The 25025-nt window shown below is 63.3% G+C and carries 28 protein-coding genes; 20 read left to right on the forward strand and 8 right to left on the reverse strand.

Annotated elements, in window-relative coordinates; translation table 11 throughout:
• Positions 1-10 precede the first annotated feature (10 nt).
• From AC5Y21_RS11395 to AC5Y21_RS11425, 7 genes are read left to right on the forward strand one after another with little or no spacing between them, the layout of a single operon-like run.
• A complete protein-coding gene (locus AC5Y21_RS11395; protein WP_499912289.1) occupies positions 11-856 on the forward strand; it encodes an MlaE family ABC transporter permease in 846 nt (281 codons plus the stop codon).
• Between the two features lie 19 nt (positions 857-875).
• Positions 876-2144 carry an MCE family protein gene (locus tag AC5Y21_RS11400; protein ID WP_499912290.1) on the forward strand — a complete coding sequence of 423 codons (1269 nt, stop codon included), beginning with the start codon at positions 876-878 and terminating at the stop codon, positions 2142-2144.
• Positions 2141-3163 carry an MCE family protein gene (locus tag AC5Y21_RS11405; RefSeq protein ID WP_499912292.1) on the forward strand — a complete coding sequence of 341 codons (1023 nt, stop codon included), beginning with the start codon at positions 2141-2143 and terminating at the stop codon, positions 3161-3163. Before AC5Y21_RS11400 ends, AC5Y21_RS11405 begins: the two co-directional genes overlap by 4 nt.
• A complete protein-coding gene (locus tag AC5Y21_RS11410) occupies positions 3163-4281 on the forward strand; it encodes an MCE family protein (RefSeq protein WP_499912294.1) in 1119 nt (372 codons plus the stop codon). Before AC5Y21_RS11405 ends, AC5Y21_RS11410 begins: the two co-directional genes overlap by 1 nt.
• Positions 4278-5717: an MCE family protein gene (locus AC5Y21_RS11415; RefSeq protein ID WP_499912295.1), complete on the forward strand. Its 1440-nt coding sequence runs from the start codon at positions 4278-4280 to the stop codon at positions 5715-5717. Before AC5Y21_RS11410 ends, AC5Y21_RS11415 begins: the two co-directional genes overlap by 4 nt.
• Positions 5714-7093 (forward strand): MCE family protein, encoded by a 1380-nt coding sequence (locus AC5Y21_RS11420; protein WP_499912296.1) that lies wholly within the window; start codon positions 5714-5716, stop codon positions 7091-7093. Before AC5Y21_RS11415 ends, AC5Y21_RS11420 begins: the two co-directional genes overlap by 4 nt.
• A complete protein-coding gene (locus AC5Y21_RS11425; protein WP_499912298.1) occupies positions 7094-8842 on the forward strand; it encodes an MCE family protein in 1749 nt (582 codons plus the stop codon).
• Between the two features lie 80 nt (positions 8843-8922).
• On the opposite strand, the gene AC5Y21_RS11430 is transcribed toward AC5Y21_RS11425, so the two are convergent.
• From AC5Y21_RS11430 to AC5Y21_RS11440, 3 genes are all read right to left on the reverse strand, one after another.
• On the reverse strand, positions 8923-9444 hold the full coding sequence (locus AC5Y21_RS11430) for an Rv2253/PknI dimerization domain-containing protein (RefSeq protein WP_499912299.1): 522 nt from the start codon (positions 9442-9444) through the stop codon (positions 8923-8925).
• 131 nt (positions 9445-9575) lie between these two features.
• Positions 9576-10217 (reverse strand): Rv1363c family protein, encoded by a 642-nt coding sequence (locus tag AC5Y21_RS11435; protein ID WP_499912300.1) that lies wholly within the window; start codon positions 10215-10217, stop codon positions 9576-9578.
• Complete coding sequence (locus AC5Y21_RS11440; RefSeq protein ID WP_499912301.1) at positions 10214-11020, reverse strand: Rv1363c family protein; 807 nt, start codon at positions 11018-11020, stop codon at positions 10214-10216. Before AC5Y21_RS11440 ends, AC5Y21_RS11435 begins: the two co-directional genes overlap by 4 nt.
• Positions 11021-11298: 278 nt before the next feature.
• Between AC5Y21_RS11440 and AC5Y21_RS11445 the strand changes: the two genes are divergently transcribed.
• A complete protein-coding gene (locus AC5Y21_RS11445) occupies positions 11299-11598 on the forward strand; it encodes a hypothetical protein (RefSeq protein ID WP_499912390.1) in 300 nt (99 codons plus the stop codon).
• A gap of 109 nt (positions 11599-11707) precedes the next feature.
• Positions 11708-12109: a hypothetical protein gene (locus AC5Y21_RS11450; RefSeq protein ID WP_499912303.1), complete on the forward strand. Its 402-nt coding sequence runs from the start codon at positions 11708-11710 to the stop codon at positions 12107-12109.
• A gap of 11 nt (positions 12110-12120) precedes the next feature.
• Here AC5Y21_RS11450 and AC5Y21_RS11455 read toward each other — a convergent pair whose 3' ends face one another.
• The gene (locus AC5Y21_RS11455) at positions 12121-12723 is read right to left on the reverse strand and encodes a TetR/AcrR family transcriptional regulator (RefSeq protein WP_499912304.1); all 603 of its coding nucleotides are present in this window, start codon (positions 12721-12723) and stop codon (positions 12121-12123) included.
• A 101-nt stretch (positions 12724-12824) separates the two neighbouring features.
• On the opposite strand from AC5Y21_RS11455, the gene AC5Y21_RS11460 reads away from it, so the two are divergent.
• From AC5Y21_RS11460 to AC5Y21_RS11475, 4 genes are read left to right on the forward strand one after another with little or no spacing between them, the layout of a single operon-like run.
• The gene (locus AC5Y21_RS11460) at positions 12825-13610 is read left to right on the forward strand and encodes a hypothetical protein (protein WP_499912306.1); all 786 of its coding nucleotides are present in this window, start codon (positions 12825-12827) and stop codon (positions 13608-13610) included.
• Complete coding sequence (locus AC5Y21_RS11465; RefSeq protein WP_499912308.1) at positions 13607-14419, forward strand: hypothetical protein; 813 nt, start codon at positions 13607-13609, stop codon at positions 14417-14419. The genes AC5Y21_RS11460 and AC5Y21_RS11465 overlap by 4 nt, the downstream gene beginning before the upstream one ends.
• Positions 14416-14994, forward strand: a complete 579-nt coding sequence (locus tag AC5Y21_RS11470; RefSeq protein ID WP_499912309.1) for a cytochrome c oxidase subunit 3 family protein — start codon at positions 14416-14418, stop codon at positions 14992-14994. The genes AC5Y21_RS11465 and AC5Y21_RS11470 overlap by 4 nt, the downstream gene beginning before the upstream one ends.
• A 6-nt stretch (positions 14995-15000) precedes the next feature.
• Positions 15001-15279 (forward strand): cytochrome C oxidase subunit IV family protein, encoded by a 279-nt coding sequence (locus tag AC5Y21_RS11475; RefSeq protein ID WP_499912392.1) that lies wholly within the window; start codon positions 15001-15003, stop codon positions 15277-15279.
• 1 nt (position 15280) lies between these two features.
• On the opposite strand, the gene AC5Y21_RS11480 is transcribed toward AC5Y21_RS11475, so the two are convergent.
• Positions 15281-16573 (reverse strand): cytochrome P450, encoded by a 1293-nt coding sequence (locus AC5Y21_RS11480; protein ID WP_499912394.1) that lies wholly within the window; start codon positions 16571-16573, stop codon positions 15281-15283.
• 194 nt (positions 16574-16767) lie between these two features.
• On the opposite strand from AC5Y21_RS11480, the gene AC5Y21_RS11485 reads away from it, so the two are divergent.
• A complete protein-coding gene (locus AC5Y21_RS11485) occupies positions 16768-17478 on the forward strand; it encodes a TetR/AcrR family transcriptional regulator (RefSeq protein ID WP_499912311.1) in 711 nt (236 codons plus the stop codon).
• Here AC5Y21_RS11485 and AC5Y21_RS11490 read toward each other — a convergent pair.
• Positions 17394-17831, reverse strand: a complete 438-nt coding sequence (locus AC5Y21_RS11490; protein ID WP_499912313.1) for an Rv2576c family protein — start codon at positions 17829-17831, stop codon at positions 17394-17396. The genes AC5Y21_RS11485 and AC5Y21_RS11490 overlap by 85 nt on opposite strands.
• Positions 17828-18592, reverse strand: coding sequence for an enoyl-CoA hydratase/isomerase family protein (locus AC5Y21_RS11495; protein ID WP_499912314.1), 765 nt, complete (start codon positions 18590-18592; stop codon positions 17828-17830). Before AC5Y21_RS11495 ends, AC5Y21_RS11490 begins: the two co-directional genes overlap by 4 nt.
• 107 nt (positions 18593-18699) lie before the next feature.
• On the opposite strand from AC5Y21_RS11495, the gene AC5Y21_RS11500 reads away from it, so the two are divergent.
• From AC5Y21_RS11500 to AC5Y21_RS11520, 5 genes are all read left to right on the forward strand, one after another.
• Positions 18700-19119: a lipoprotein LpqH gene (locus AC5Y21_RS11500; RefSeq protein WP_499912316.1), complete on the forward strand. Its 420-nt coding sequence runs from the start codon at positions 18700-18702 to the stop codon at positions 19117-19119.
• Between the two features lie 86 nt (positions 19120-19205).
• Positions 19206-20396 carry an amidohydrolase family protein gene (locus AC5Y21_RS11505; protein ID WP_499912318.1) on the forward strand — a complete coding sequence of 397 codons (1191 nt, stop codon included), beginning with the start codon at positions 19206-19208 and terminating at the stop codon, positions 20394-20396.
• Positions 20397-20471: 75 nt separating this feature from the next.
• The gene (locus AC5Y21_RS11510; RefSeq protein ID WP_499912320.1) at positions 20472-21923 is read left to right on the forward strand and encodes a FadD3 family acyl-CoA ligase; all 1452 of its coding nucleotides are present in this window, start codon (positions 20472-20474) and stop codon (positions 21921-21923) included.
• The gene (locus AC5Y21_RS11515; protein WP_499912322.1) at positions 21920-22549 is read left to right on the forward strand and encodes a fatty-acid--CoA ligase; all 630 of its coding nucleotides are present in this window, start codon (positions 21920-21922) and stop codon (positions 22547-22549) included. Before AC5Y21_RS11510 ends, AC5Y21_RS11515 begins: the two co-directional genes overlap by 4 nt.
• A 12-nt stretch (positions 22550-22561) precedes the next feature.
• Positions 22562-22747 carry a (2Fe-2S)-binding protein gene (locus AC5Y21_RS11520; protein WP_499912323.1) on the forward strand — a complete coding sequence of 62 codons (186 nt, stop codon included), beginning with the start codon at positions 22562-22564 and terminating at the stop codon, positions 22745-22747.
• A 94-nt stretch (positions 22748-22841) separates the two neighbouring features.
• On the opposite strand, the gene AC5Y21_RS11525 is transcribed toward AC5Y21_RS11520, so the two are convergent.
• A complete protein-coding gene (locus AC5Y21_RS11525; protein WP_499912325.1) occupies positions 22842-24521 on the reverse strand; it encodes an alpha-keto acid decarboxylase family protein in 1680 nt (559 codons plus the stop codon).
• A gap of 56 nt (positions 24522-24577) precedes the next feature.
• Here AC5Y21_RS11525 and AC5Y21_RS11530 point away from each other — a divergent pair, with 56 nt between their 5' ends.
• Entirely contained in the window at positions 24578-25021 is a 444-nt protein-coding gene (locus tag AC5Y21_RS11530) for an SRPBCC family protein (protein ID WP_499912327.1), read from the forward strand.
• Positions 25022-25025 lie beyond the last annotated feature (4 nt).

A 25025-nucleotide genomic window follows, 5' to 3' on the forward strand; every position in this document is an offset into this window, starting at 1 on the left:
AACACACGCTGTGGCACTGCGACCCGTCTATCCACGACTGACGCGACAACTCGAAAAGCCGGTCGGCGCACTTGGCCGAATCGGCGATCACACGCTGTTCTACGGTAGGGCGATCGGCGGGATACCGTTCGCCGTCACCCACTACGGGCGGGAGATCATCCGTCTGATCGCCGAAATCAGCATGGGTGCCGGGACTTTGGCGATGATCGGTGGGACGCTCGCGATCGTTGGCTTCATGACGCTGGCCGCGGGTGGCACGCTGGCGGTCCAGGGCTACAGCTCGCTGGGCAATATCGGCATCGAGGCGCTGACCGGATTCCTGGCTGCCTTCATCAACGTCCGGATCGCGGCGCCGATCGTCGCCGGCATTGGTTTGGCTGCCACCTTCGGGGCCGGTGTGACGGCACAACTGGGCGCCATGCGAATCAACGAAGAAATCGATGCGCTGGAGTCCATGGCGATTCGGCCGATCTCGTATCTCGTCAGCACCAGGATCATTGCGGGAATGATGGCGATCACGCCGTTGTACAGCATCGCCGTTGTCCTGTCGTTTCTCGCCAGCCAATTCATCACGACGGTTCTCTTCGGTCAATCAAGCGGTTTGTACAACCACTACTTCACGACCTTCCTCAACCCGATCGACTTGTTGTGGTCGTTTTTGCAAGCGGTCGCGATGGCGATCACCATCTTGTTGATCCATACCTACTACGGCTACTTTGCGTTGGGCGGACCTGCGGGTGTGGGCGTCGCGACCGGTAACGCGGTGCGGACATCGCTGATTGTGGTCGTGTCGGTGATCCTGCTGGTTTCACTGGCCATTTACGGCACCAACGGCAACTTCAACCTGTCCGGCTAGCAGAGGAGGTGGGACGGCAGTGACGCAGAACGTGCCAGCGGGTCGCGGCGCGGTCGCGGGTCGACTCCCGCGCGCCGGTCATGCCCGGCCGCCGGCTGGACGGAACTACCTGCCACCTCTGCTCGGCCTGTTCACACTCGTCGTCATTTTCGGCATTTTCGCCGTATCGATAGGGCTGTTTCGCGGCTCCTTCACCGAATCCGTGCCAGTGACCGTGATTGCGCAACGAGCCGGCCTGGTGATGAATGCGGACGCCAAGGTCAAGATGCGCGGCGTGCAGGTGGGCAAGGTCGCCGAGATCACATCGCTGCCGAACGGCGACGCCGCCATTCATTTGGCGATGGACCCGTCGCAGTTGCGATACATTCCCGCCAACGTGCACGTCGAAATCGCGTCATCGACGGTATTCGGCGCGAAGTCCGTCGAGCTGGTGCCTAATCCCGCCGAGCCGCCCTCGGCAGCGCGGCTGCACGGTGGCCAGACGCTGCAGGGCCAACACGTCATGGTCGAAATCAACACCGTGTTCCAGCAATTGGTGTCGGTTCTGGCGCAGATCGATCCGCCGAAGCTCAACGAATCATTGGGGGCGCTGGCAAAGGCGTTCAGCGGGCGGGGCCCGCAGCTTGGTCAATCGCTGAGCGACTTGGATTCGTTTCTGGCCAGGCTGGAGCCGAGCCTTCCCGCACTCAGGCATGACCTTGCGGTCTTGCCGGCGGTGTCCAATGCCTATGCCGACGCGGCACCGAACCTTGTGAGGACTGCGGCCAATGCGACCCGGATCAGCAAGACGCTTGCCGATGAGCAGCACAACCTGGATGCATTGCTGATCAGCGCGATCGGCTTGGCCGATATCGGCAACGACGTGTTGTCGACAAACCGCCAACCGCTGACGAATGTGTTGCATCTGCTGGTGCCGACCACCGATCTGACCAATGAGTACGGCCCGGCGCTCACCTGCGGTTTAGGCGGGTTGATAAACATATCGCATGGTGCGCCGTTGTCGGAACCGAGCATCAACATCTCGGCGAGCCTCACGTGGGGCGCCGAACGCTACCGGTATCCGACGAACCTGCCCAAGGTCGCGGCGACGGGCGGCCCGCGGTGTGTGGGTCTGCCGCGGCTGCCGTTCAATACGAACCCGCCGCAGCTGATCGCCGATACCGGCGCGAACCCCGTGAACTTCGGGAATCCACAGCTATTGCTCAACTCCGATCTCCTCAAGCAGCTGTTGTACGGGCCGATCGCCGGCCCACCACGCAACTCCGCTCAGATCGGACAACCCGGATGAGAGCGCGCGCCACACTAATCAAATTCGCGATCTTCGCGGTGGTGATGACCATCCTGAGCGCCTTCCTGTTCTTCATCTTCGGCCAGTACCGGACGGGTGCGACGACCGGGTATTCGGCGGTGTTCACCGACGTGTCGCGTCTCAAGCCGGGGCAGTCGGTGCGGGTCGCCGGGGTCCGGGTGGGCACAGTCGACAGCGTTTCGCTGCGGCCGGACAAAAAAGTAGTGGTGAAGTTCGACGCCGACCGCAACATCGTCCTCACCGAGGGCACCAGGGCAGCGGTCCGCTACCTCAACCTGGTGGGCGATCGCTACCTCGAACTCGTCGATGGCCCGGGCTCGACCAAGCGCCTGCCGGCCGGGGGTCAGATTCCGGTCAACCGCACCGCGCCGGCGCTTGACCTCGATCTGCTGCTTGGCGGACTCAAACCCGTTACCCAGGGCCTGAATGCGCGCGACGTCAACGCCCTGACGTCGGGCTTGTTGCAGGTCTTTCAGGGTCGGGGCGCGACTCTCGACTCGCTGTTCGCCAAGACGACGTCGTTTTCCAACGCCTTGGCCGACAACGATCAAACCGTGCAGCAACTGATCGACAACCTCAACATCGTGATCGGCACGGTTGCCAAGGATGGCAAACAGTTCTCCGGCGCGATCGATCGCCTCGAGCAGCTTGTCAGCGGCCTGTCGAATGACCGCGACACGATCGGGTCCGCCATTGACGCCCTGGACAAGGGAACCGCCTCGCTGGCGGATCTGCTGGCCGAGGCCCGCCCGCCGCTGTCCGGCACCATAGCTCAGTTGAATCGGCTGGCGCCGATACTCGATGGCGATAGGGACCGCCTTGACACGGCAATCGCCAAGGCGCCGAAGAACTACCGCAAGCTGGTCCGACTCGGCGTGAACGGCGCCACCGTTCCGTACTACCTCTGCCAGTTCGGGCTCCGCGGTACGGATCTCAATGGCAAGACCGTGCGCGCCAATATCTACAGGTCAGATGCGGGAAGGTGCACGGAACCCTAATGCTCAAATATCGCGGATTTGGGCTCGTCAAAGCCGGATTCCTCGGCGTTGCCCTGATCGTCATGATCATCCTGGTAGGCCTGTCGCCCGACCGGTTCGTCTCGTGGGCGACCATGGTCAGGTACCAGGCGCTGTTCACGGAAGCCGGCGGCCTTGCGACGGGCAACCCCGTGACGGTGTCGGGGTTGAAGGTCGGCACGGTGTCGGATGTGAAGCTGCGCCACGGCGATGCGCTGGTGACGTTCGCGATGAAGAGCAACATCCAGCTCGGGTCGGAGACGACCGCGCACATCCGCACCGGCACGCTCCTAGGTGAGCGGATGCTGACGGTGGAGTCCGCCGGCAGCGGCACGATGCATCCAAACTCTCTCATTCCCGTCTCGCGCACGTCTTCGCCTTACTCGCTGACGGAAGCGGTCAGCGACCTGACGACGGACACCGCGGGCACCAACACCATGGCGCTGAACCAGTCGTTGGACACGCTGTCGGCGACGCTCGACCAGATCGCGCCCCAGATGGGGCCGGCTTTCGACGCAATCACGCGGTTATCACGTTCCCTCAACAGCCGCAACAAGAACCTGGGCGAGCTGTTCAAGAGTGCCGGCGACGTCACCGCTGTGCTTTCCGAGCGCAGCATGCAGGTCAACAAGCTCATCCTCAACTCCGATTCTCTGCTGCAAGTGCTGGTGGCGCGGCGACAAGAGATCGTGGACCTACTGGCCAACACGTCGGTGGTGGCCAAGCAGCTGACGATGTTGGTGCACGAGAACGAAAGCACGTTGGCGCCGACGCTGGAGCGGCTGAATCGGGTGACCGCGGTGCTGGAGAAGAATCGCGACAACATCGGCAAGGCGCTGCCGGGTCTCGCCAAATTCCAGATCACGGTCGGTGAGGCCATCTCCGGTATGTACGCCTACCAGGCGTTCGCCCCGAACTTCCTTGTCCCGCAACTCTTTCAGGAGTTGTTCGACTACCTGTGGGGATTCCGCACCTTCGATACTTCTAAGGGCCCCGGCTTCCCATCGCCGGTACCTCGGGCGCTGACCCCTTGGCCGTACAACTTGATTCCACAGTGCCCTGGCTGCACGTTGGGCGGACGGATCGGAGGATCACAGTGACTTCCCGGATCGCCCGGATTCCGCGCACGCGGCTGGCGGCCGTGACGGCGGTTGTCCTGGTCGGGCTCATCGTTGCCGGCGCCGCCGTGGTCGTCCGTAATACGGTCTTCGGGCAGAAGACGATTACCGCCTATTTCACCACCGCCACCGCGATCTACTCTGGTGACGAGGTGCGGGTCTCAGGTGTCAAAGTCGGCACCATCAAATCCATTCAGCCGCAGGGCACGCAGGCCAAGATGACCCTCAAGGTCGACCACAGCGTGCCCATTCCGGCGGACGCGAAGGCCGTTGTCGTCGCCTCGAATCTGGTGTCTGCCCGCTATGTCCAGCTCTCACCGGCCTATCGGGACAGTGGGCCGGTCATGCGCGACGGGGCGGTTATACCGGTCGAACGGACGGCGGTACCGGTCGAGTGGGACGAGGTCAAAACCCAGTTGATGCGGCTGGCAACGGATTTGGGACCCAAGAGTGGTGTATCGGGCACGTCGGTGGGCCGGTTCATCGACAGCGCCGCCAATGCACTCGACGGCGGCAACGGCGACAAGCTGCGGCAGACACTCGGCCAATTGTCAGGCGTGGGCCGGATCCTCGCCAACGGCAGCGGCAACATTGTCGATATCATCAAGAACTTGCAGACCTTCGTCGGCGCACTGCGCGACAGCAATGTGCAGATCGTGCAGTTCAACGACCGGCTCGCCACGCTCACCAGCGTGGTCAACGACAGCAAATCCGAGCTGGACGCGGCGCTGACCGATCTGTCGACCGCGGTCGGCGAGGTGCAGCGATTCATCGCCGGGACGCGCAACCAGACCAGCGAGCAGATCGCAAGGTTGGCCGATGTCACGCAGAACCTGGTCGATCACCACATGGCCCTGGAAAACATTCTGCACGGTGCGCCGAACGCGTTCGGCAACTTCTTCAACGACTACAACGCCGACACCGGAACCATCGTGGGAGGATTCGGGCTCATGAATATGGCGAATCCCACATGGGGCGGCCAGGTTCTGCTGGGCGTTCCGGGCTGCACGCAAATCGGCGCCATAGAGAACATCACCGCGGTCGAATCGGGCAAGCTGTGCTCCCTATTCATCGGTCCCGGATTGCGGCAGACCAACTTCAACAACTCACCACTTCCCCTGAACCCGCTCATAGCCAAGTCGATCGACCCGTCCAGGATTCTCTACACCGAACCGCGCCTGGCGCCCGGCGGCGAGGGCCCGAAACCCGGACCACCCGAGATCCCGCCCGCGGTGTCGGCCTACACCGGCCTGCCCGGTGATCCCATCGGACCGCCGGGGGCGGAGCCACCCGCGCGGATACCCGGTGCGGCGATGCCGCTGCCGCCCCCGCCGTCGACACCGATGGAACCGCCACCACCACCGGCGGCGCCGGATGTGTCAGGCATGCTGCTGCCGGCCGAAGGGCCACAACCATGATCGCCCGGGTTGCGGCCCTGCGACGATGCGGGCGCTCGGCCCGAGGAGAAGCCGGGCCATCAGGCTTCGCCCGGCGGGTGTTCGCCATCGGCGGTTGCGTGGTGTTGACGGCGACGGGATGCGCGTTTCACGGTCTGAATTCACTACCATTGCCCGGCGCGGTCGGACGTGGGCCGGGGGCCAACGTCTACCACGTCGAGCTCTTGAATGTCGGCACGATGGAGTCGAATTCGCCGGTGATGATCAACGACGTCGTCGTCGGCAGTGTCCGCGCGATGAAGGTGCAAGGCTGGCACGCCGACGTCGAGATCTCGGTAAAGCGCGATGTTGTCGTCCCGGCCAACGTGGTAGCCACCGTCGGTCAGACCAGCCTGCTGGGGTCGATGCATGTGGAGCTCAATACGCCGCCCGGCCAGTCGGGAAGCGGACGGCTGCAGCCGGGCGCCACCATCCCGCTGAAAAGCCCCAACTGCCCACCGCCCACCCATCAGTGCACATCGGCCTACCCGTCGACCGAACAAACTCTGTCGTCGCTGGGAGCGGTCGTCAACGGGGGGGGACTGGGACAGATCGGGGAGGTCATCCACAATTTCTCCGCTGCCCTGTCCGGGCGCGAGGGCGCGGTGCGGGATCTGATAACTCGCCTCGACACGTTCGTCGGGACACTGGACGACCAGCGGGACAACATCGTCGCCTCCATCCAGGCGCTGAATCGGCTGTCGGCCACCTTCGCCGACCAACGCGACGTCTTGACCGACGCGCTGCGCAAGATACCGCCGGCGCTTGAGGTGTTGATCAAGGAGCGGCCCCGTCTGACGGCCGCCCTGGATCATCTTCGCGTGTTCAGCAATACCGCCACCCGGCTGGTCAACGACGCTCAAGGCGACTTGGTCAAGAACCTCAAAAACCTGGAGCCGACCATCAAAGCGCTCGCCGATGTCGGACCGGAGTTCGGCGCGGCCGTCGCGGCGTCGTTCGTGTTCCCGTTCACCCAGAACTTCGTCGACCGAGCGGTTCGAGGCGACTACTTCAACCTGCATTTCGATTTCGATCTCACGATTCCACGGCTCAAGAAGGGATTGATGCTGGGAACCCACTGGGGGCAGCTGGATATGCCCGTGCCGCCGGTGCCCGGGGACCCGTATCGGATGAATTACACACTCGATCCGTTGCATAACCCCCTGAGGCCACCGTGGGTCGATCCCAACGCGTTGCCGCTGCCCCCACCTCCGCCGGGTGCCGGCCCGCTGCCCGGACCCCCATCGGCTTACGGTCCACTGCCCGGGCCTCCCCCGGGTGAGGCACCGTCACCGGCTGCGGGTCTTGGTCAAGCGCCGCCGCCCGCAGCGGCGCCTCCGACGGGAGCGGGTGGATAGATGCTGACCCGCTTCGTTCGTATCCAGCTTGCGATTTTCACGGTCGTCGGGACCATTGGCGTGATCGCGATGGTCATCTTCTACATCCAAGCGCCGACCCTGCTGGGCATCGGCCGGATGACGGTGACGCTGGAGCTACCGGCTACCGGCGGCCTGTACCGGTTTTCCAATGTGACCTACCGTGGGGTTCAGCTCGGTAAGGTCACCTCGGTGGCTTTGACGGCGACGGGCGCGAAAGCGACGCTGTCGCTTGATACTTCACCCAAGGTCCCCGCGGACCTGACAGCCAAGGTGCTCAGTGTCTCCGCGGTCGGTGAACAGTACGTGGACTTGCAGCCCAGCACCGATTCGTGCCCTTGCCTGCACGACGGGTCGACCATCCGCGTGCGCGACAAGGACCTTCCGCAGCCGGTCGGGCCGATGCTCGATCAGGTCAGTGCCTTGGTCAACAGCATCCCGAAGACCAAGCTCGGCCAACTCCTCGACGAGACCTTCCAGGGCTTCAACGGTGCCGGTTATGACCTGGGGTCACTGATTGATTCCTCTCAGACGCTGTCCCGCGACGCCAACAGTGTCGTCGATCGCACCCGAGCCCTCACCGAAGACACCGGGCCGTTATTGGATACCCAGGCACGCACCGCCGATTCGATCAGAACGTGGGCACGTAGCTTAGCCGGGATTTCGGATGTGCTGGTGAACAACGATTCTCACTTCCGCACCATACTGCAGAACGGCCCTGACACAGCGAACGAAGCGTCCCGGCTTCTCGAACAAATCAAACCCACGCTGCCGGTATTGCTTGCCAACCTGACCACCATCGGACAGATCGGCGTCACGTACCACGCCTCGATAGAGCAGCTGCTGGTGTTGCTACCGTCGGGGGTTGCTGCCGAGCAGGCCGCGCAGGGCGAAAACCATCCCGACGGTAGGGCTTACGGCGACTTCGCAGCTACGGTCGACGATCCGCCTATTTGCACGGTGGGCTTCATGCCACCCAACACCTGGCGATCCCCTGACGACCTGAGCGACATCGACACACCGGACGGGTTGTATTGCAAACTGCCGCAGGATTCGCCGATTTCGGTTCGCGGAGCCCGCAACTATCCTTGCATGGGTCACCCGGGTAAGCGCGCGCCGACAGTCGAAATCTGCAACAGCGATAAGCCGTATATGCCGTTGGCTATGCGCCAGCACACCCTCGGTCCCTATCCACTGGATCCGAACCTGCTCTCCCAGGGCGTCCCGCCTGATGACCGAATTACCGTTAACGACAGAATCTTCGGCCCAGTCGAGGGAACGCCGCTGCCGCCGGGGGCGGTGCCGCGCGGCACACCCGCGGGGCCGCGGGGAGAAAACCCGCCACCGGGCACGGTTGGAGCGGCTGTTCCGCCGGTGCCGTCGTCGGGACCCACGCTGGCGCCCGTGTCGCCGATGTCGGCCGACCTTCCACCCATAGCGCCACTCGACGTGCCGTTACCGGGGGAACTGCCCGCGCCACCCGCCGCACCAACACTGCCGCCTCCACCCGCCGCCCCGGCTCCACCGGATCAGGTCGTCCATGGTGGACAGCCCCAAGCTGCGCCAAGCTCGTTCGGGGCCAACGCATCTAAGCCCGCGCCCTCGGTCGTGGTGGCAAAGTACGATCAGCGCACCGGTCGTTATGTCGGTCCGGACGGGAAGTTGTACCAGCAGTCGGATCTCGTTGCCCCGAAAGCGCCCAAGACGTGGAAGGACATGCTTCCCATCTGAATTCCGGCCTGAGACGATGCGGGCCGCGAAGCGGCCCGAAGGCGCGGGCACAAGGCTACGAGAAGCTTACGACCGCCCGGTCAGGAGAGCTGGTCCAGGCGCAACGGCATCGTGATATCAAGCCATTGGTTTTGCCCGCAGGCACCGGTTGGGCCAACCGTCTTGTCCTTGCCCGCGAAAACCCGCGACCCGATTTGATGTCCACCATTGTCGTTCACCGGGTAGAAAAAGTAGGTCTGCTGTCCGGTGAACGCGGTACCGTCCTCGCACCGCTCCCAGTTCGGCACTTCGCGTTTGATCTTCCACATCTCCCCATCAAGCATGTAGATGGGCGCGCTCCAGCCCCGGTCGCTCGTCACCGTGCCGTGGCATTCCTGGGTTGATACGCACGACGAATTGATGGTCCATACTTGATAGACCGTTGGCTCGCCAAAGTACTGATCATTTGTCTGGGCATAATCGCCGATGGACGTGGCGCGGAAAGTCCCGTTGAGGGCCACGTCTTCCTTGGTTATTGCCTGGGCTGTGGATGCAGTGCTCAAACCGCCGAATACCGTGGCAGCCAACAGCGTTGCGGTGGTGAGTGTTTTGACTGAACGCATCAGGTGCTCCTCGAAGCGCGTAATCCGAGAGTGCCTATGGCACCTTTTCGCCGTCGGGTGCGGCGTTCTCGAGCGATGACGTTACACCGCTTCGGCCCGCCAGGTAACGGTTAGGACAAGATCTACCGCGCTCATCCGGACGGGTCAAATTTCGCGATCAGCCAGGAACCGTTGACTTTTCTCAGCGTGACCAGGACGCTGCTCTGCGTCTTCTCGGGATCTTTCTTTTGCACGCTCGCCGTGGTCTGGTCGACGAAAACCAGCACAACGGCCGAATCGGGATGCAATTCCGAGACTGCCGCCTGAATCACCTTGGCGGTCGCCGTCAGTTGTCCCTGCTGCGCCGTCGGCGCGATGACAGCGTCGGTGAATTTGCTGTAATAGACCAGAAAGTCGCCGGTGAGATGTGGTTTCGCGTGGTTGAAATCGCGGTTTAAATGGTCGTAGGAATACGACAACACCGCCACGGCACCATCTGACGCCGCCTGGATTGCCCGGTGCGCAGCCGCTTCGTCGACCTGCTGATCCCGCCGGTACAGGATGAAGTACACGCCGGCAGCGACTCCCACGGCGGCAATAACCAACGTTGTCGCGACGATCGAACGCCACCTCGCCAAATACCGATGGGCGCGGCGCCGAATCGCTGCCAGCCGGCGCAAGCGTGCCGGTCCCTCGCTAGCGGGTGGCCTCCCGTCCTCGTCGGCGGGTGAAGTCTCCACGCCGTCAATCGCTTTTTCGGTGGCGTCCAGCGACGAGCCATGTTCGACAGTCATGGCAGGAAATCAACCTTCGACATCTTGAGCTGGCCGCCGTCGCGATCCATTTTGACGCTGAGCCGAAACAAGGCCGGTGGCGGCTTGTCGTTATCCGGCCCAGTGGGAACGGTTTTCGCCGCCACAAGCACGACTCCCGAATTGTCGCTCAGCGATTGGACGGCGACGGCTTCGATGGTGACCTTGATGCCGACCTTCGTGTCCTCGGCCTTCTTGACTATCAGGGTCGACAGCACAGATAGCTGGTTCTTTTGGTCGCCCGTGGAGGCATCGATCGTGCGCTGGACATCCTCCTTGGCATGATCGGGGTCAATCGACATGAGTGCCGTGATCCCTTGTCGGGCGGCTGCACTGAACTCGGCGGCGAGCTGGCGTTTATGCACCGCGGTGTGGTGCTGCCACAGCATGTAGCCGCTCGCGGCGAGAGAAGTGGAGACGAGCACGATGCCGACGCCGGCAGCTATTGTTTTTCGCCCTGGGCGGCGGAGCCACCGCGGCCTCCCGGGACGGCGCAGCCACTGTCGCCGTGCCCGAGCCGGCTTTGCCGGGCGCTGCTCGGCATCTCGGGACTCGGCGTCCTCGCCCGCGTCCCCGGTTTCTGCCGCCCGGCGCAGCCGTGCGAGGCGTGCCCGAGCCGCCTCGGCGCGCGCTTCCGCCATGGCAACCTCGTCTTCTGCACCCGTATCCGACGCGGGCGCTACAGCGCCGGCGTCGACCCCTGAGCGCGACTGCGGTTCGGCGGGATCGGTTACATCCGTCGGGTCACCACAACCGTCGGCGTCGGGCCCCTCCGGATCGTGCACAGCCAAGCAGCTTATCACTTGGGCCTGGGCTCAATGCCGCCATCGGGCAGCTGCCGCGCGGCTCTTACGTGCGGAAATGTCTTCTTGTCAGGGGGCGAAGTAGCGTTCGGGTGGTTTGCGCAGACGGTGGTTGTGCTGAGGCAATCGCTAGTGGGTCCGTTTGAAAACGAGTAGCGTGAAGCGAGCATGTGCGACGTGGCTACATGACGTTTCGGGAGAAGATTGCGATGCAGATCCCCAATTTCCGCAGCGGTCAGCGAGTTACTGCGGCGGTCGGCATGGCCATCGCCGTCTTGCCCATCGCCTCGGGCATGCTGATGGGGGCGCCGTCTGCTCACGCTGACACTGGCATCGATGGTTACGTTCGTTGCGTAGGCGGCGACACGAAGCCGCCGCCGCCGGGGGTAAATGCAGAATATTGGTTTCCGAGCGTTCATGTGATCACGCACGATTTCGATGGTGGTGTTCCCTCTGCCACAATCGTTCAGAGATTAGTGGCGATGGGAGTCGCGCCAAACGATGCCGCTACCCGAGTGCAGTGTTTTTTGGCCAACCAGCCGCGCGGGGAAGGGCGTTGACGCGGGCAAGGTATGGAGCGGGCTGCGCGTGGCGGGGAAGTCAGAATGATCCACAATCCATCTTTTCCAGCTAGGAGAATTTTCTTTTCAGGTGTGGCAAAGTAATCGCGTGCGGTTAATCGTGGCCCTGTTCGCCGCGTTGCTCGGCGCTGGTGCCCTGGCGGCGCCGCCGTCCTTCGCCGGGCCCACCGTCTGCGACTACCCTGCCTGCACCCCGGGCATCATGCCGCACCAGGTCCTCGGAGCGCCGTGTGACAACACCACCTACTACGCCTTCGGCGTCGACGACAGCACCGTTCCCCCCGCCTCGCAGCCCGGGCGGCTGATGTTCTGCGGATCGCCGAGGAAATACCAGCCCCGATGGTTCCGCTCACCACCAATGGCGGGGGTCAAGGACGAAAACGCCGACTGCCCGAACTACCAGAACTACGTCGCGCAGGCGCCCGACGGTCTGTTCCTGATCTGTATCGCCCACGACGGCATTATGACCTGGGTCCGCGCCGACACGTAGTCGCATCGTTTTCAGTCGGGGAATTTTCGAGGCAGACCGAGAAGACGCCGACTTAAATCGGTGACCCGTTCAAGCAACGTGTCGTCGTCGATGTCGGCGACCAGGGGATGCATGACCGCGGTGCTGAGCGCGCCCGAGAACATGGCTGCCTCGATCCGCCCGTCCAGACCCGCATCGCTCAGTAGCACTTGGTAAAGACGGTCCATGAAAAGTTGAAACGGCTTGTGTTCGGCCAGCAACCGAACCACGACCGGATCGAATTGCAGGGTGCGCACCAGCCGGCGGTCACGAATGGCCATCTCAATCACGCTCACCAACAAGGCATCTCGCGCCTGAGGCCCGTCGTCGTATGCTTCGGCCTCCTCGAGCGCCGGCTCGAGCCGGCCGAGTTCGCGCTCGGTTACGGCGATGACGATCTGCTCTTTAGTCCGGAATTGATGGTAGACAGCAGCTTTCGTTATACCGACGGCATCAGCGATCATCTGCAGCGACGTACCGCTGACGCCGTGTGTGGCGAACAGGTCCAACGCAGCGTCGAGGACCCGCGTCCGGGCCGCGCTATGCGCGATCAGCCAGAATCGCCGATCGGTGACCGGCTGCCGTGCTGTTCCCACGCACCGAGAGTAGACGACGCTATTGACCATGGCTAGCCGATCGGCTAGCTTCGCTCACTAGCCAAGTTTTGGCTGCGATTTCGTGCGGGGAAGGAGTACCGATGTCCGACGTCGGCGAAAACGATGAAGGCGGTCACCACTCTGCGCGAACCGCGTCGCGGCGGATCGACGGCGAGGTGATCCTGCTCTGGACGTTGCCGGTGGCGCTGATCCTATGGATCGCCTCCTTCTTCCTTTTTCCCGGCTTCAATCCGCCGATGTCACCCACAATGCCCGCAGAACAGGTCGCCGCGTTCTATCGTGACCCTGCCCATCTTCCCCAGATCCGGTACAGCATGATCGTGTTCAACTGGTTCGGCGTGTGCCTCGTCCCGATCCTGGCGCTGATCGTGCTGCAGATCCGCCGCATGGCGCATCGGACGCCGATCTTCTCCTACGCCATGCTGGGGTGCGCCGCCGGCGGTCCTACCCTTTTCCTCATCGCCAACGTCTGCTGGTTGCTGGCCGCCTTCCGTCCCGAACGGAGCCCGGACCTGACCCAGTTGCTCAACGATTTCGCCTGGATCACCTTCACCATTCTGGTCCCCTATCTGATCGGGCAAAGCGTGATCCTCGCCCTGGCAATCTATTTCGACGACCAGCCGCGTCCGATATTCAGCCGTTGGGTGGCCCACTTCAACCTTCTCGTAGCGGCCGCGCTGGTCCCCGCGGCCTTTGTCGGCGTGGCGTTGACCGGTCCGCTGGCGTGGGACGGCTTGCTGTCCTTCTGGGTGAAAAACGTCGCCATTGCGGTCTGGATCGTTGTGATGGGCGTCGTGTTGCGACAGGCCGTCTGTCGCGAGCGCGCCGAGCAGCCCGGACGCGGAGAAGAACTGGTCAACGCATGAGCGCGGTGATCGCGACGCCGGCGTCCTCGGCCACGCCGCCCGCGGGCCCGCTGCACCATCGGATTGTCTGGCACTGTCGGCACAACCCCAAGCGCGAGCTGTGGCTGGCTTGGTGGACGCTCGTCGTCTTCTACAACCTCTTCTTCCCGGTGTTCTTCGTCGTGGCGCAGGTTCAGCCCCCGCCGCAACCCACCTGGGATCTTGCGACGCAGGTCCATTGGTTCTCCGAACGCCACCTCGGGATACCGGTCGGGCTCGGCATCATTTTCGCCATCGGCGGCATGAACGCGATCAACAATGCGCTCATCGCGTATTCGATGCGACGCATGTCCGTCAGCTGCGCGTTCGGCTATTCGTATCTGATCATCTACTCGCTCAGCGCAGTTCCCGGCCTGTACCTGCTCTGTATTGCGCTGATCGTCGGGACGCTGCGACCTGAGCGCGACCCCGATGCGATCGGTTGGCTCTATGACTTCGCGTTCTTGTCCTTCGACGGAACCATGGGAGTGTTCCTGATCGGCTCGCTGATCTGGATGCTCGCGATTCTGCTCGACAAGAATCGGGTGTTTCCAAAGTGGTTCGGCTATCTCAACCTGTGCAACGCGCTCACCGAGGTGGTCGTGGCACCCTGCTGGATCTTCCGGCGCGGTGTGTTGGCCTGGAATGGTCAGATCGCTTGGTGGCTGGACATGGTCGTGTTCGGCGTCTACCAAGTCACTTTCATCGTCATGCTCTTTCAGATGATCCGCCGCGAAGACTTCGGCACCGGACCCCTGCCCGACCGACGGAAGCAGGCGGCTGAGTCATGACCGACCTCGCCGAGACGAACAAACGCGCCAGGGCGGTACCGGGCCAGCCGGACATGTGGGTGTTCGTGCTGTTCGAAACACTGGTCTTCACCGGGTATTTCGGCTTTTATCTCTTCTATCGCGCCCGAAGCCCCGAGCTATTCCTGCACTCCCAGGCGCACCTGGACCTACGTATCGGGGTTTTCAACACGCTTGTGCTGCTGCTGAGCTCCTGGTCGGTGGCCCGGTGTGTTCAGTCGTCCCGCGCCGGCGCCTACCGGGCGGCGCTGAGGGACGTGTACATCACGGCCGCCTTAGCTGCAGTCTTCCTGTTCTTCAAGGTGTTTGAGTGGGCCCGGCTGGTAGGCATGGGAAATGGCTTCGACAGCAACGACTTCTTCACCTACTACTTCTTTCTCACCGGCATCCACTTTGTGCACCTGCTGATCGGCTTCGTCGTGCTCGGCATCGCCGTCTACCAACTTCGTAGTCCGGCGCGCCGATCGCAGGAGAACATTGAAACGTGCGCCACCTACTGGCACACCGTCGACTTCCTCTGGGTGCTCATCTTCGCGTTGCTGTACGTGGTGAGGTGATCGGTGATCAAGTTCAACAAGAGGCTGCTGGTGGTTTGGGCAGTGCTGGCCACGCTCACGCTGGCCTATCTCTGGATAGACCACTCCGCCGATGGCTCGATGCGGGCCAACGCCCTGGTTACCTCGAGCGTCATCGTGATCGCAGTCATCAAGGTGCGCATCATCTTTCGAGAGTTTATGGAAGTGCGGCAGGCTCCGGTCCTGCTGTGTCGGCTGACCGACGCCTGGGTCATCCTGATCGCGGCAAGCCTGCTCGGCTGCTACTTCGTCGGCATGACAATCTGATTCAGGCCACGGGTGCGACCGAGTCGGCGGTCGTGAACGTCAGATGCAGTTCGCTCAAACCCCGCAAGATATATGTCGGCTCGTACGTGTAACGACGCTCCGCGGCAGGCCCGTGGTGGGCTTCATTGATTTCGATGTGCGGCATCCGATCCAGCAGGCGCTCGATCGAGACACGGCCTTCAACGCGGGCGAGCGGTCCGCCGGGGCAGGAGTGCACCCCGCGGGCGAAGGCCATGTGTTCGCGCACGTTCTTTCGGTTGATGTCGAACTCGTGCGGGTTCTCGAACCGGCGCGGGTCGCGATTGGCGGCTCCGGGCAGAATCATCACCACGGTGCCCGCGGGGATGTCGACACCGCCGATGCGGGCGGCCTTGCGGGCCAGCCGTGAGTCGCTCTTGACGGGGCTTTGCATCCGCAGCGATTCCTCGATGAAGTTCGGGATCAGGCTGCGGTCGTCCCGCAGCTGTTGCTGGATGTCCGGTCGGTCGCCGATTACCTGAAGTGCGCCGCTGAGCAGCTTGGCGGTGGTTTCCTGGCCGGCCGCGAAGAGGAACGTCGCCGAGCGGACCACGTCGATGACCTCGGGTGTGGATCCGTCCGGGTACTTCGCTTCAGCCAGGAAGGTCAGCACGTCGCCGCGCGGCTGGCGCCGCCGGTCCTCGATGTAGTTACAGAACTTGTCGTCGAGCCACTCCAGCGGGTTGACGCCGACCGACTCGTGGTCAAGTGCACCGACCCGCCCGGGTTTGTCGGCGCCCAGGACAAAGCGAAACTCCTTGTGGTCTTCCTCGGGAACCCCTAGCAGGTCGGCAATCACCAACGTGGCAAACGGCTTGGAGTATTCGGCGATGAATTCGCACTCACCGTTGTGCAGGAACTCGTCGAGCTGACGGTCGGCGAGGCGCCACATGAACTCCTCGTTCTGCTTCAGCCGGCTCGGCGTCAGCAGCTTGCTCAGCACCGATCGGGCCTTGGTGTGGTCCGGTGGATCCATGGTGACCATGTGCTCGAACATCGGAAAGGAGCTGCGGTGCTCGTCGATCTGTGCGCTGATGTCGTCACCCTCGGGCTGGAAAGGCAGTGGAGGAAATGGCCCGCCGAGGCAGACGATGTTCGAGAACGTGTCGGGGTCCTTGTAGACCTCGGTGGCCTCTTCGTAGCCGGTGACGGCGACTACCCCGTAGTGCGGCAGGCGCAGCACCGGATTTTGGCTGCGCAGGTAATCGAAGTACGGGTGCGGATCGGGGACCAGAGACTGATCGGTGAAGAAGTCGATCGAGGCGTAGTCACTCATCGGGTTGTGTCTCCCTGGGCTGGGTTTACCGGTGGTGTTCGGCGGCAAGCGGTATCGCCGCCCGATGTCGAGATCGAGAAATGTGCTGAGCACCTGCTTAGCATGGCGGTAATGTCGTGGTCAAGGTCGCACGGCCGGGCCACGATACGATCCCTGTGGTCGGCACCGGAGCGCAGAGAGTACGGAGTAATGGCATGACATCTTCTTCCGGAGCCCGCAGGATCGGGGCGCCGGACGCGAAGAATCGCGCCCTGCTCCTCGATGCGGCCGAGCAGCTGATGCTCGAGGAGGGCTACGCCGCCGTCACATCGCGTCGGCTCGCCGGCCAGGCGGGGCTGAAACCCCAACTCGTGCACTACTACTTCCGCACCATGGATGAGCTGTTTCTCGAGGTCTTCCGCCGCCGCGCCGAAGAAGGTCTTCAGGTGCAGGCGCAAGCGTTGCGTTCGCCGCAGCCCTTGTGGGCACTGTGGAGATTCGGCACCGATCCTTCGTTCACCCGAATTTCCATGGAGTTCATGGCGCTGGCCAATCATCGCAAGGAGATGCGAGCCGAAATCGCTTACTACGCGGAACGCTTCCGCGAGGAACAGCGGACGGCGGTAGCGGCCGCATTGCAGCGCTACGGCGCGGAATACGAGGACGTGCCGCCGGTCGTCTGGACCGTGCTGATGACCAGCTTGTCGCGGTTCCTGGTGCTCGAGCAGGCGATCGGCATGTCTAGCGGCCACGCCGAAACCGTGGAGTTGGTCGAAGGTTACCTGCGCCGATTGGAAGGCGAGCCCAAGCCCATTGCGGGCGCCCCGCCGGCCTGGGTGGTTCACCAGTTCCGCAGCGAGCAAAGCACGCCTTTGGGGCCGTCTTTGGATACGACGACGGCTCCGTCTACCGCCAACTCGCAATGAAGGTTGGGTGCCCCGGGTTCCGTGCCCGTATTCGCCACGACCATCGCGTACACGTCGGGTTTTGACAGGTCCAGCTCATAGGTCCACGGTTTGCCCGGCGCGATGTCGATGTTGACGTTCGGGGTGAACGAGTAAGGGTTGTGGCTGTAGTCAGCAAAGATAGCCGGCTCATGATCCAGGTAGTAGATATTGGCGTAGATCGGCTTCTGCGCGCTGACTGTGTACTTGACGTGATGCATGACCGGGTCAGCATGTGCCCGTCCGCTTCCCATCGGCACGCTCGCTGCCGCTAGTAGAGAAGCCAACGACACGATGGAGCCGATGCCCATCACTGTCTTCATTTTGGTGATCATGACGCTCCTCCGGCTGCCGGACGGGATTTGGCGCTGCGGTTCATGACCCGTTCTGCGGCCTGCCAGTGTGGGTCGGCAACCCATAGCCGTGCAAAGGATGCTATCGCCTCGTCAGCCGAAACTCCCCGGATTACCCGCTTTATCTCCGTCGCCGGGCGGCGGGCCAACGACGTCGCGATGGCGCGCCATCCCTGGTCAGGGGAGTCGAAGACGTCGCGCGGCAACACCAGATCCACCAGACCGATCCGCTCGGCGTCATACGCGCTGAGGGCGGTTCCCGAACCGGCTAACAGCAGCGCCTTGCTATTTCCGACCAGGGCGGCCAGTCGCTCGGCTCCGCCCCAGGCAGGCATGATCTCCAACTGCACTTGGTTGAAGGCAATCTTGATGTCGTCGGCCGCCACCCTGATGTCGGCGGCGACAGCGACTTCCGCGCCGCCACCGAACGCGTGGCCGTTTAGTGCGGCGATGACGGGCGCGGGGAAGTCTGCCAGCTGGTCGCAGATGGACCGCATCCGCCGTGCCATCGCTGCGGCGTCTTCTTCGGTCCGCAGCGCGCTCAACTCCTTGAGGTCACCGCCGGATACGAAAGCGTGCTCGCCGGCCCCCTTGATCACCAGCGCTTCGGCGCCGGCCGCCGCGTCGAGCGCTTTCTCCAGCTGTGCCATGGTGTCCGGCGCGATGGCGTTGCGCGCGTGGGGGCGATCGATGGTCAGCACCGCCAACCCCGGAACGAGACCGTCGATCTCCAGGTCCACCATGCTTTGTCGCTCCTCGACAAGAATCCCGGTATTGGCATTCTCTTTTCGCGAGAATAACATCATCGCTGCAGGTCCAAAAACTTTCCTAGCAGGATGGAGGTGACTCGGTGCGGAAGCCAATCGTGGCCGTCGCTGCGACCCTCACCGTTGCCCTGCTTGGGGCATGCACGTCGCGGCCACCAACCCAGCTCGCTAGCACCGCATCAGTGACCGTGAACGGCAACGATCGCAAGTTCCACACCGTGAAGTGCGGTCAGAGGGAGTGGACTCGGATGATCGACATCGGCAGCGATTTTGCCGGAGCGAAGGTCGTCATCGACGAGGATGCGCAACCCGCGATAGCCGTGTCCGTGCACATCCAGAACCTTGGTGGGTTCAGCGGCATGTACTCCCGCGGTGGCGGCAGTGACGCCGACATAAGCATGACTGGCGACAAATTCGTCATTAGCGGCACCGCCAACGGCTACCAGACCGACAAACCGAGTGAACCGGCAACCGCCACGTTCAAAATCGTCGTGACGTGCTGACCGCGCGAACTTGGGCTCACCGGGGCCGCGTTGCGATTTGGCGCGTGTAGAGAATATAATTCTCAAAAATTGCGAAGGAGGATTTCATGGGGCAGTTGTCGCATCGGGAGGACGTTTCGTTCCCGATCTTTGACGCGGACAATCATCTCTACGAGCCGCCGGAGGCGCTGACAAAGTTTCTGCCCAAGGAGTACAAGGACTTCGTCCAGTACGTGCAGATCAACGGGCGCACCAAGATCGCGATCCGCGGCCACATCAGTAATTACATTCCCAACCCGACCTTCGAGGTCGTCGCCCGGCCGGGCGCCTGGGAGGAGTACTTCAAGTTCGGAAACCCGGACGGCAAGACCAAGCGCGAGCTGTTCGGTGAGCCGATGCGCGCGATCCCGGCGTTCTTCGAGCCTGGCCCCCGGCTGGAGAAGATGAACGAGCTGGGCTTGGACCGCACTCTGATGTTCCCGACACTGGCCAGCCTGCTCGAGGAGCGGTTGCGCGACGACCCGGTCGCCATCCACGTCCTGATCCATGCGCTGAACGAGTGGCTCGACGAGGTGTGGGGCTTCAACTACCAGAACCGGATCTTCACCACCCCGGTCATCACCCTGCCGATCGTCGAGAAGGCGATCGAGGAGTTGGAGTGGGCGGTCAAGCGCGGCGCGCGTTGCATCCTGATCCGGCCGGCCCCCGTCCCCGGCTTCCGCGGCCCGCGCTCCTTCGCGCTGCCCGAGTTCGACCCGTTCTGGGAGCGGGTCGTCGAGCACGACTTGCTGGTAGGTATGCACTCGAGCGATAGCGGCTACTCCCGTTACACGTCCGAATGGGACGGTGCCGACCAGGAGATGCTGCCGTTCCAAACCAATGCGATGGGCATCCTCAACGAGTGGCGGCCGATCCAGGACGCGGTGGGCTCGTGGGTGATTCACGGTGCGCTCTACCGCCATCCGAAGCTGAAGGTGGCCATCGTCGAGGCCGGCTCGAAGTGGATGACGCCGTTGCTCGACGGCCTTGCCGAGGTCTACCGGAAGGCCCCGGAAGCATTCCAGAGCGACCCGGTCGAGATGGTCAAGAACCGCATCCACGTCAGCCCGTTCTTCGAGGACGGTATCGACGATCTGATCAACCTCGTCGGTGTGGACCAGGTGCTGTACGGCTCGGACTGGCCGCACCCGGAGGGGCTTGCGGAACCGACGTTCTACGTCAACGCGCTATCGCACCTGTCCGTCGAGGATCAGGCAAAGATCATGGGCGGCAACCTCGGTCGGCTTGTCACGGTGTGACGTATACGCCCCGGTCGGCGACGATGCAGTGGAGGCACCCCCAGCCGCGCAGCGGCGAGGGGGACGCGAAGCGCGATGAGGAGGAGTCGACCAATCGAGCCTGAGTGGCAGACCATCCCCGAGATGGTCTTGAGCACGGCGGACCGGTTCGGCGACGCGGAAGCGATTGTCGACGGACCGCTGCGGCTGAGCTTTACCAGCCTGGTCGACCGAATTCGTTGCGCCGCAGGATCCTTCGCGTCGATCGGCATCGGCAAGGGCGATCGGGCCGCAATCTGGGCACCTAACTCGGCCGAGTGGATAATCGCGGCCTTCGGACTACTTACCGCGGGCGGCGTGCTCGTGCCCGTCAATACGCGGTTCAAGACGGAAGAAGCGGGCGACATCATCGTCCGCAGTGGAGCGAAGGCCGTCCTGGTGCAGCAGGGATTTCTCGGTCAGGACTACACGGCGCCCACGGGGATACCGATTATCGATCTGAAATCGGGCTTCCTCGCCGGCGGTTCCCCATTCGAGCGGACGGTGAGCGGCACCGACGTCTCGGACATCATCTTCACGTCGGGCACGACCGGCCGGCCGAAGGGCGTGATGATGAATCATCACCAGACACTGCGAGCGTACGAGGAGTGGGCGACCCTCGCCGATCTGCGCGAGGGTGACCGCTATTTGATGATCAACCCGTATTTCCACACCTTTGGTCTGAAAGCGGGACTCATCGCGTCCTTCCTGCGCGGTGCCACGATGCTGCCGATACCGGTTTTCGACGTCGATACTGTGGTGGATCTTATTGAGCGCGAACGCATCACGATGCTCCCTGGCCCGCCGACGCTGTACCACTCGTTGCTGACAGTTCAAGAAAAGTCCAAACTGTCGACTTTGCGGGCAGGCGTGACCGGCGCCGCCGACATTCCTGTCGAACTGGTCCGTCGCATCCACGGCGAACTGCCGTTCCAGACCTTGATGACCGGTTACGGTCTCACCGAGGCCGGCAACGTCACCCTGTCCCGGCCCGGCGACTCCTTCCAGGATGTGGCCACCACTGCCGGCTTGCCGTGCGAGGGGGTCGAAGTGCGCATTGCCGATGATGGCGAGGTTTTAGTCCGCGGGTACAACGTCATGCAGGGTTATTTCGACGATCCTGTTGCCACCGCGGAGGCGATCGATGACGATGGATGGTTGCACACCGGGGATCTGGGCAGCCTGGATTCGGCGGGTCGGCTAAGAGTTGACGGGCGCAAGAAGGACATGTTCATCGTGGGCGGTTTCAACGCCTATCCGGCGGAGATCGAGGGGTTCCTGTTGGAGCATCCGGCGGTCGCGCAGGCCGCGGTGATCGGCGTTCCCGACGAGCGTCTCGGCCAGGTTGGGAAGGCCTATGTGGTGGCGACAACACCGGTCTCCGAAGAGAACTTGATTACGTGGTGCCGGAAGCGGATGGCAGGATTCAAAGCTCCGCGATCCATCCAGTTCCTCGACTCGCTGCCGCTGAATGCCACCGGAAAAGTGATGAAGGACCAACTCCGTTGAGCACCGGCATCATTCAGTCGATGGTGATCGCATCGGACTATCGCGTCCCCGACCCGGCCCGGGTATGGCCGCTGCTCGAGCGCAACAAATCGGCTCTGGCCGACATCGGCGCGCAATACGTGATGGTCTACGCGTCAACGCACGACTACGGCCGCGTGCTGGTGATGATCGGAGTGCACACCCCTGACACGATCGTGGAGCTGCTGCGCTCGCGGGTCTTCTTCGACTGGTTCGATGCCGTCGGCGTCGACGATATCCCCGCGGTTTTTGCGGGCGCGATCGTCGACAAGATCGTGGCGGGGCCGCAGCCTTCGGCTGCGACGGCACCCGGAGTCGTGGTGGCCGCCATGGCGTCCGTCGACAACGTCGGAACCCTGATCTCGGGTGTGCATTCGGCGATGGACAGCTTTATCGCGGCGGGTATCCGAAAGACCTGGGTTTTCCAGGCTTTTGACGATCACGACGAGGTGCTGATCCTGCAGGAGTTTCCCGACGAGGACAGCGCTCGGGAGTGGATCGAGCATCCGGACGCCGCGGCCCAATGGATGACCGGGGCGGGAGTGGGTGCCTACCCGCCGCTGTTCGTCGGCCGGTTCCTCGACATGATGCGCATCGCGCCGGAGTGAGCGGATCGCTCGATGTGGGTCTGCCTGTGTAACGGAATCACCAGTCAGATGGTGGCCGACGCCGTCGCCGCAGGCGCATCGACGACGAAGGACATCGCCCAAATCTGTGGGGCCGGTGCCGATTGCGGGCGCTGCCGACGCACGGTCCGGGCGATCATCGCGTCGACAAGCACGGACCGCCCGGCACACTCGGTATAGGGCCCTCTAGCCGCGAGCGTGCGTGTTTGTACGCCGACGCGCCGCTAGCGTTGGCATTTTACGCACGCTCGCCGAAAGGCCGCCATTAGCAGGGCTAGCCTTCCGGGGACAGCGGGCCGACCAATTGGGCTAGCAGCGGCGGAATTTCGAGCCGCGGCAGGACGACCTCGATAAGTACCATGCGGTCCTGAAACTGCGCGGCGGCGGTGAGCGCGTCGTCGAGTTCGCCGTAGTTCTGCGCCCGGAATGCCAGATGGTTGGCCACCCCAAGGGCTTTGGGGATCTCGGTCCAACTCCAGCCGACAATGTCGTTGTAGGGGGCCGTCTTTCCGTGAATCGCCCGTTCGACGGTGTACCCGTCGTTGTTGACCACGACGATGACGGGCGACAGCCCTTCGCGGGAGAACGTGCCCAGCTCTTGCACGGTGAGCTGGGCGGCCCCATCGCCGATCAGCAGCACCGTTCGGCGCTCCGGATGCGCCACCGCGGCCCCGACCGCGGCGGGCAGCGTGTAACCGATTGAGCCCCATAGGGGTTGGCCGATGAAAGTAACGCCGTGCGGCAACCGGTGGTCGGCCATGCCGTAGAAGCAGGTGCCCTGATCGGCCAGCACCACATTTCCCGGCGTGAGCGCGTAGCAAAGGCGGTCCCACAACATCTGTTGGGTAAGCGGCTCGTCGCGCGCCGGTGTCGGTGCCGGCGGGCTGTCGGGCGGCGGCGCGACGGGTGGTGACGTTATCCCTCGCCGCGTCAGGATCGCAGTCAGCGCCCGGAGTGCCGCATCCATTTCCAGTGGTGCGAACACCTGGTCGGCCACGTTGCTCTGGTACTGCCCGACGTCGATAGTGCGGGCCGGGTCAATGCGCTGGCTGAAGAAACCGCTGACCATGTCGGTGAACACCACCCCGGCCGTGACCAGCACCGGCGCGTCCTCGATCGCGGCCCGCACCCGTTCGGCGCTGGCCGCTCCGGCGTAGATTCCCAGAAAATTGGGCGAGCTCTCGTCGAGCAGGCTCTTGCCCCACATCAGCGTGGCGTGCGGGACCACATCGGCAGCCAGCAGCATCTCCAGTTCGTCGACTGCCTGCAGACGATGTACCAGCAAGTCGGCAAGCACGGTCAACTGGTGATCGCCGATCAGTTCGTCGGCGGCCGCGGTGAACTGGGACAGCGCCCGTGGGCTGGTGCCGCCGGCGTAGTGGGCCAGCGGCTCGCGGGGCGGTTCGGTGGGAAACCGTGCCACGTCAGTGGACATCAAGATGTATCCCGGCCGCTTCTGCTCGCGCACCTCGTTGAGTACCCGGTCGATTTCTCGGGAGGCCGTTGCGGGCATGAGATTGGTTTGGGTGCAGGTGATTTCGCGGCTGATGCGGAAGAAGTGCTCGAAGTCGCCGTCGCCCAGCGAGTGGTGCAGCGCGCGGCGGGTGCCCTGGGCGTCTTTCGACGGGCCGCCGACGATATGCACCACCGGCACGTGTTCGGCGTAGCTCCCCGCGATCGCATTGGCCAGCGAAAGTTCGCCCACTCCGAATGTCGTTACCACAGCTGCCATTCCGCGTAGCCGACCGTACCCGTCGGCGGCGTAGCCGGCGTTGAGCTCGTTGGCGCTGCCTACCCAGCGGATGGCCGGATGGGCGACGATATGGTCGAGGAATTCCAGGTTGTAATCGCCGGGGACGCCGAAAATCTCCGTGACGCCGAGTTCTGCGAGACGGTCCAGGAGGTAGTCGCCGACAGTGTAGGCGGCATCGCTGGGGGAGTCAGTCACGAACACGACGGTACGCTGCCGAAACCGCGCCCCGCGGGTCGCCGTTTCGCTATGGTGCGGGCATGGCAATCAAAGAATCCCGCGACGTAACCATCGAAGCCAGTCCCGAGGAGATCTTGGACGTCATCGCCGATTTCGAAGCGATGCCCGAGTGGTCGGAGCCCCACCAGAGCGCAGAGATCCTCGAAACCGGAGACGACGGGCGGCCCAGCAAAGTCAAGATGAAGGTCAGGACGGCGGGCATCACCGACGAGCAAGTGGTGGCCTACACGTGGAGCGACAACGAGGTGAGCTGGACGCTGGTGAGCTCCGGTCAACAGAAGTCGCAAGACGGCAAGTACACCCTGGTACCCAAAGGTGACGAGACTCTGGTCAAGATGGAGATCAGCGTCGACCCGAATGTGCCGCTGCCCGGCTTCGTGCTCAAGCGGGCCGTCAAAGGGACGATCGATTCCGCGACCAAGGAACTGCGCAATCGGGTGCTGAAGGTCAAGAAGGGTAAATAGTCCC

This window comes from Mycobacterium sp. NGS41, assembly GCF_059812725.1.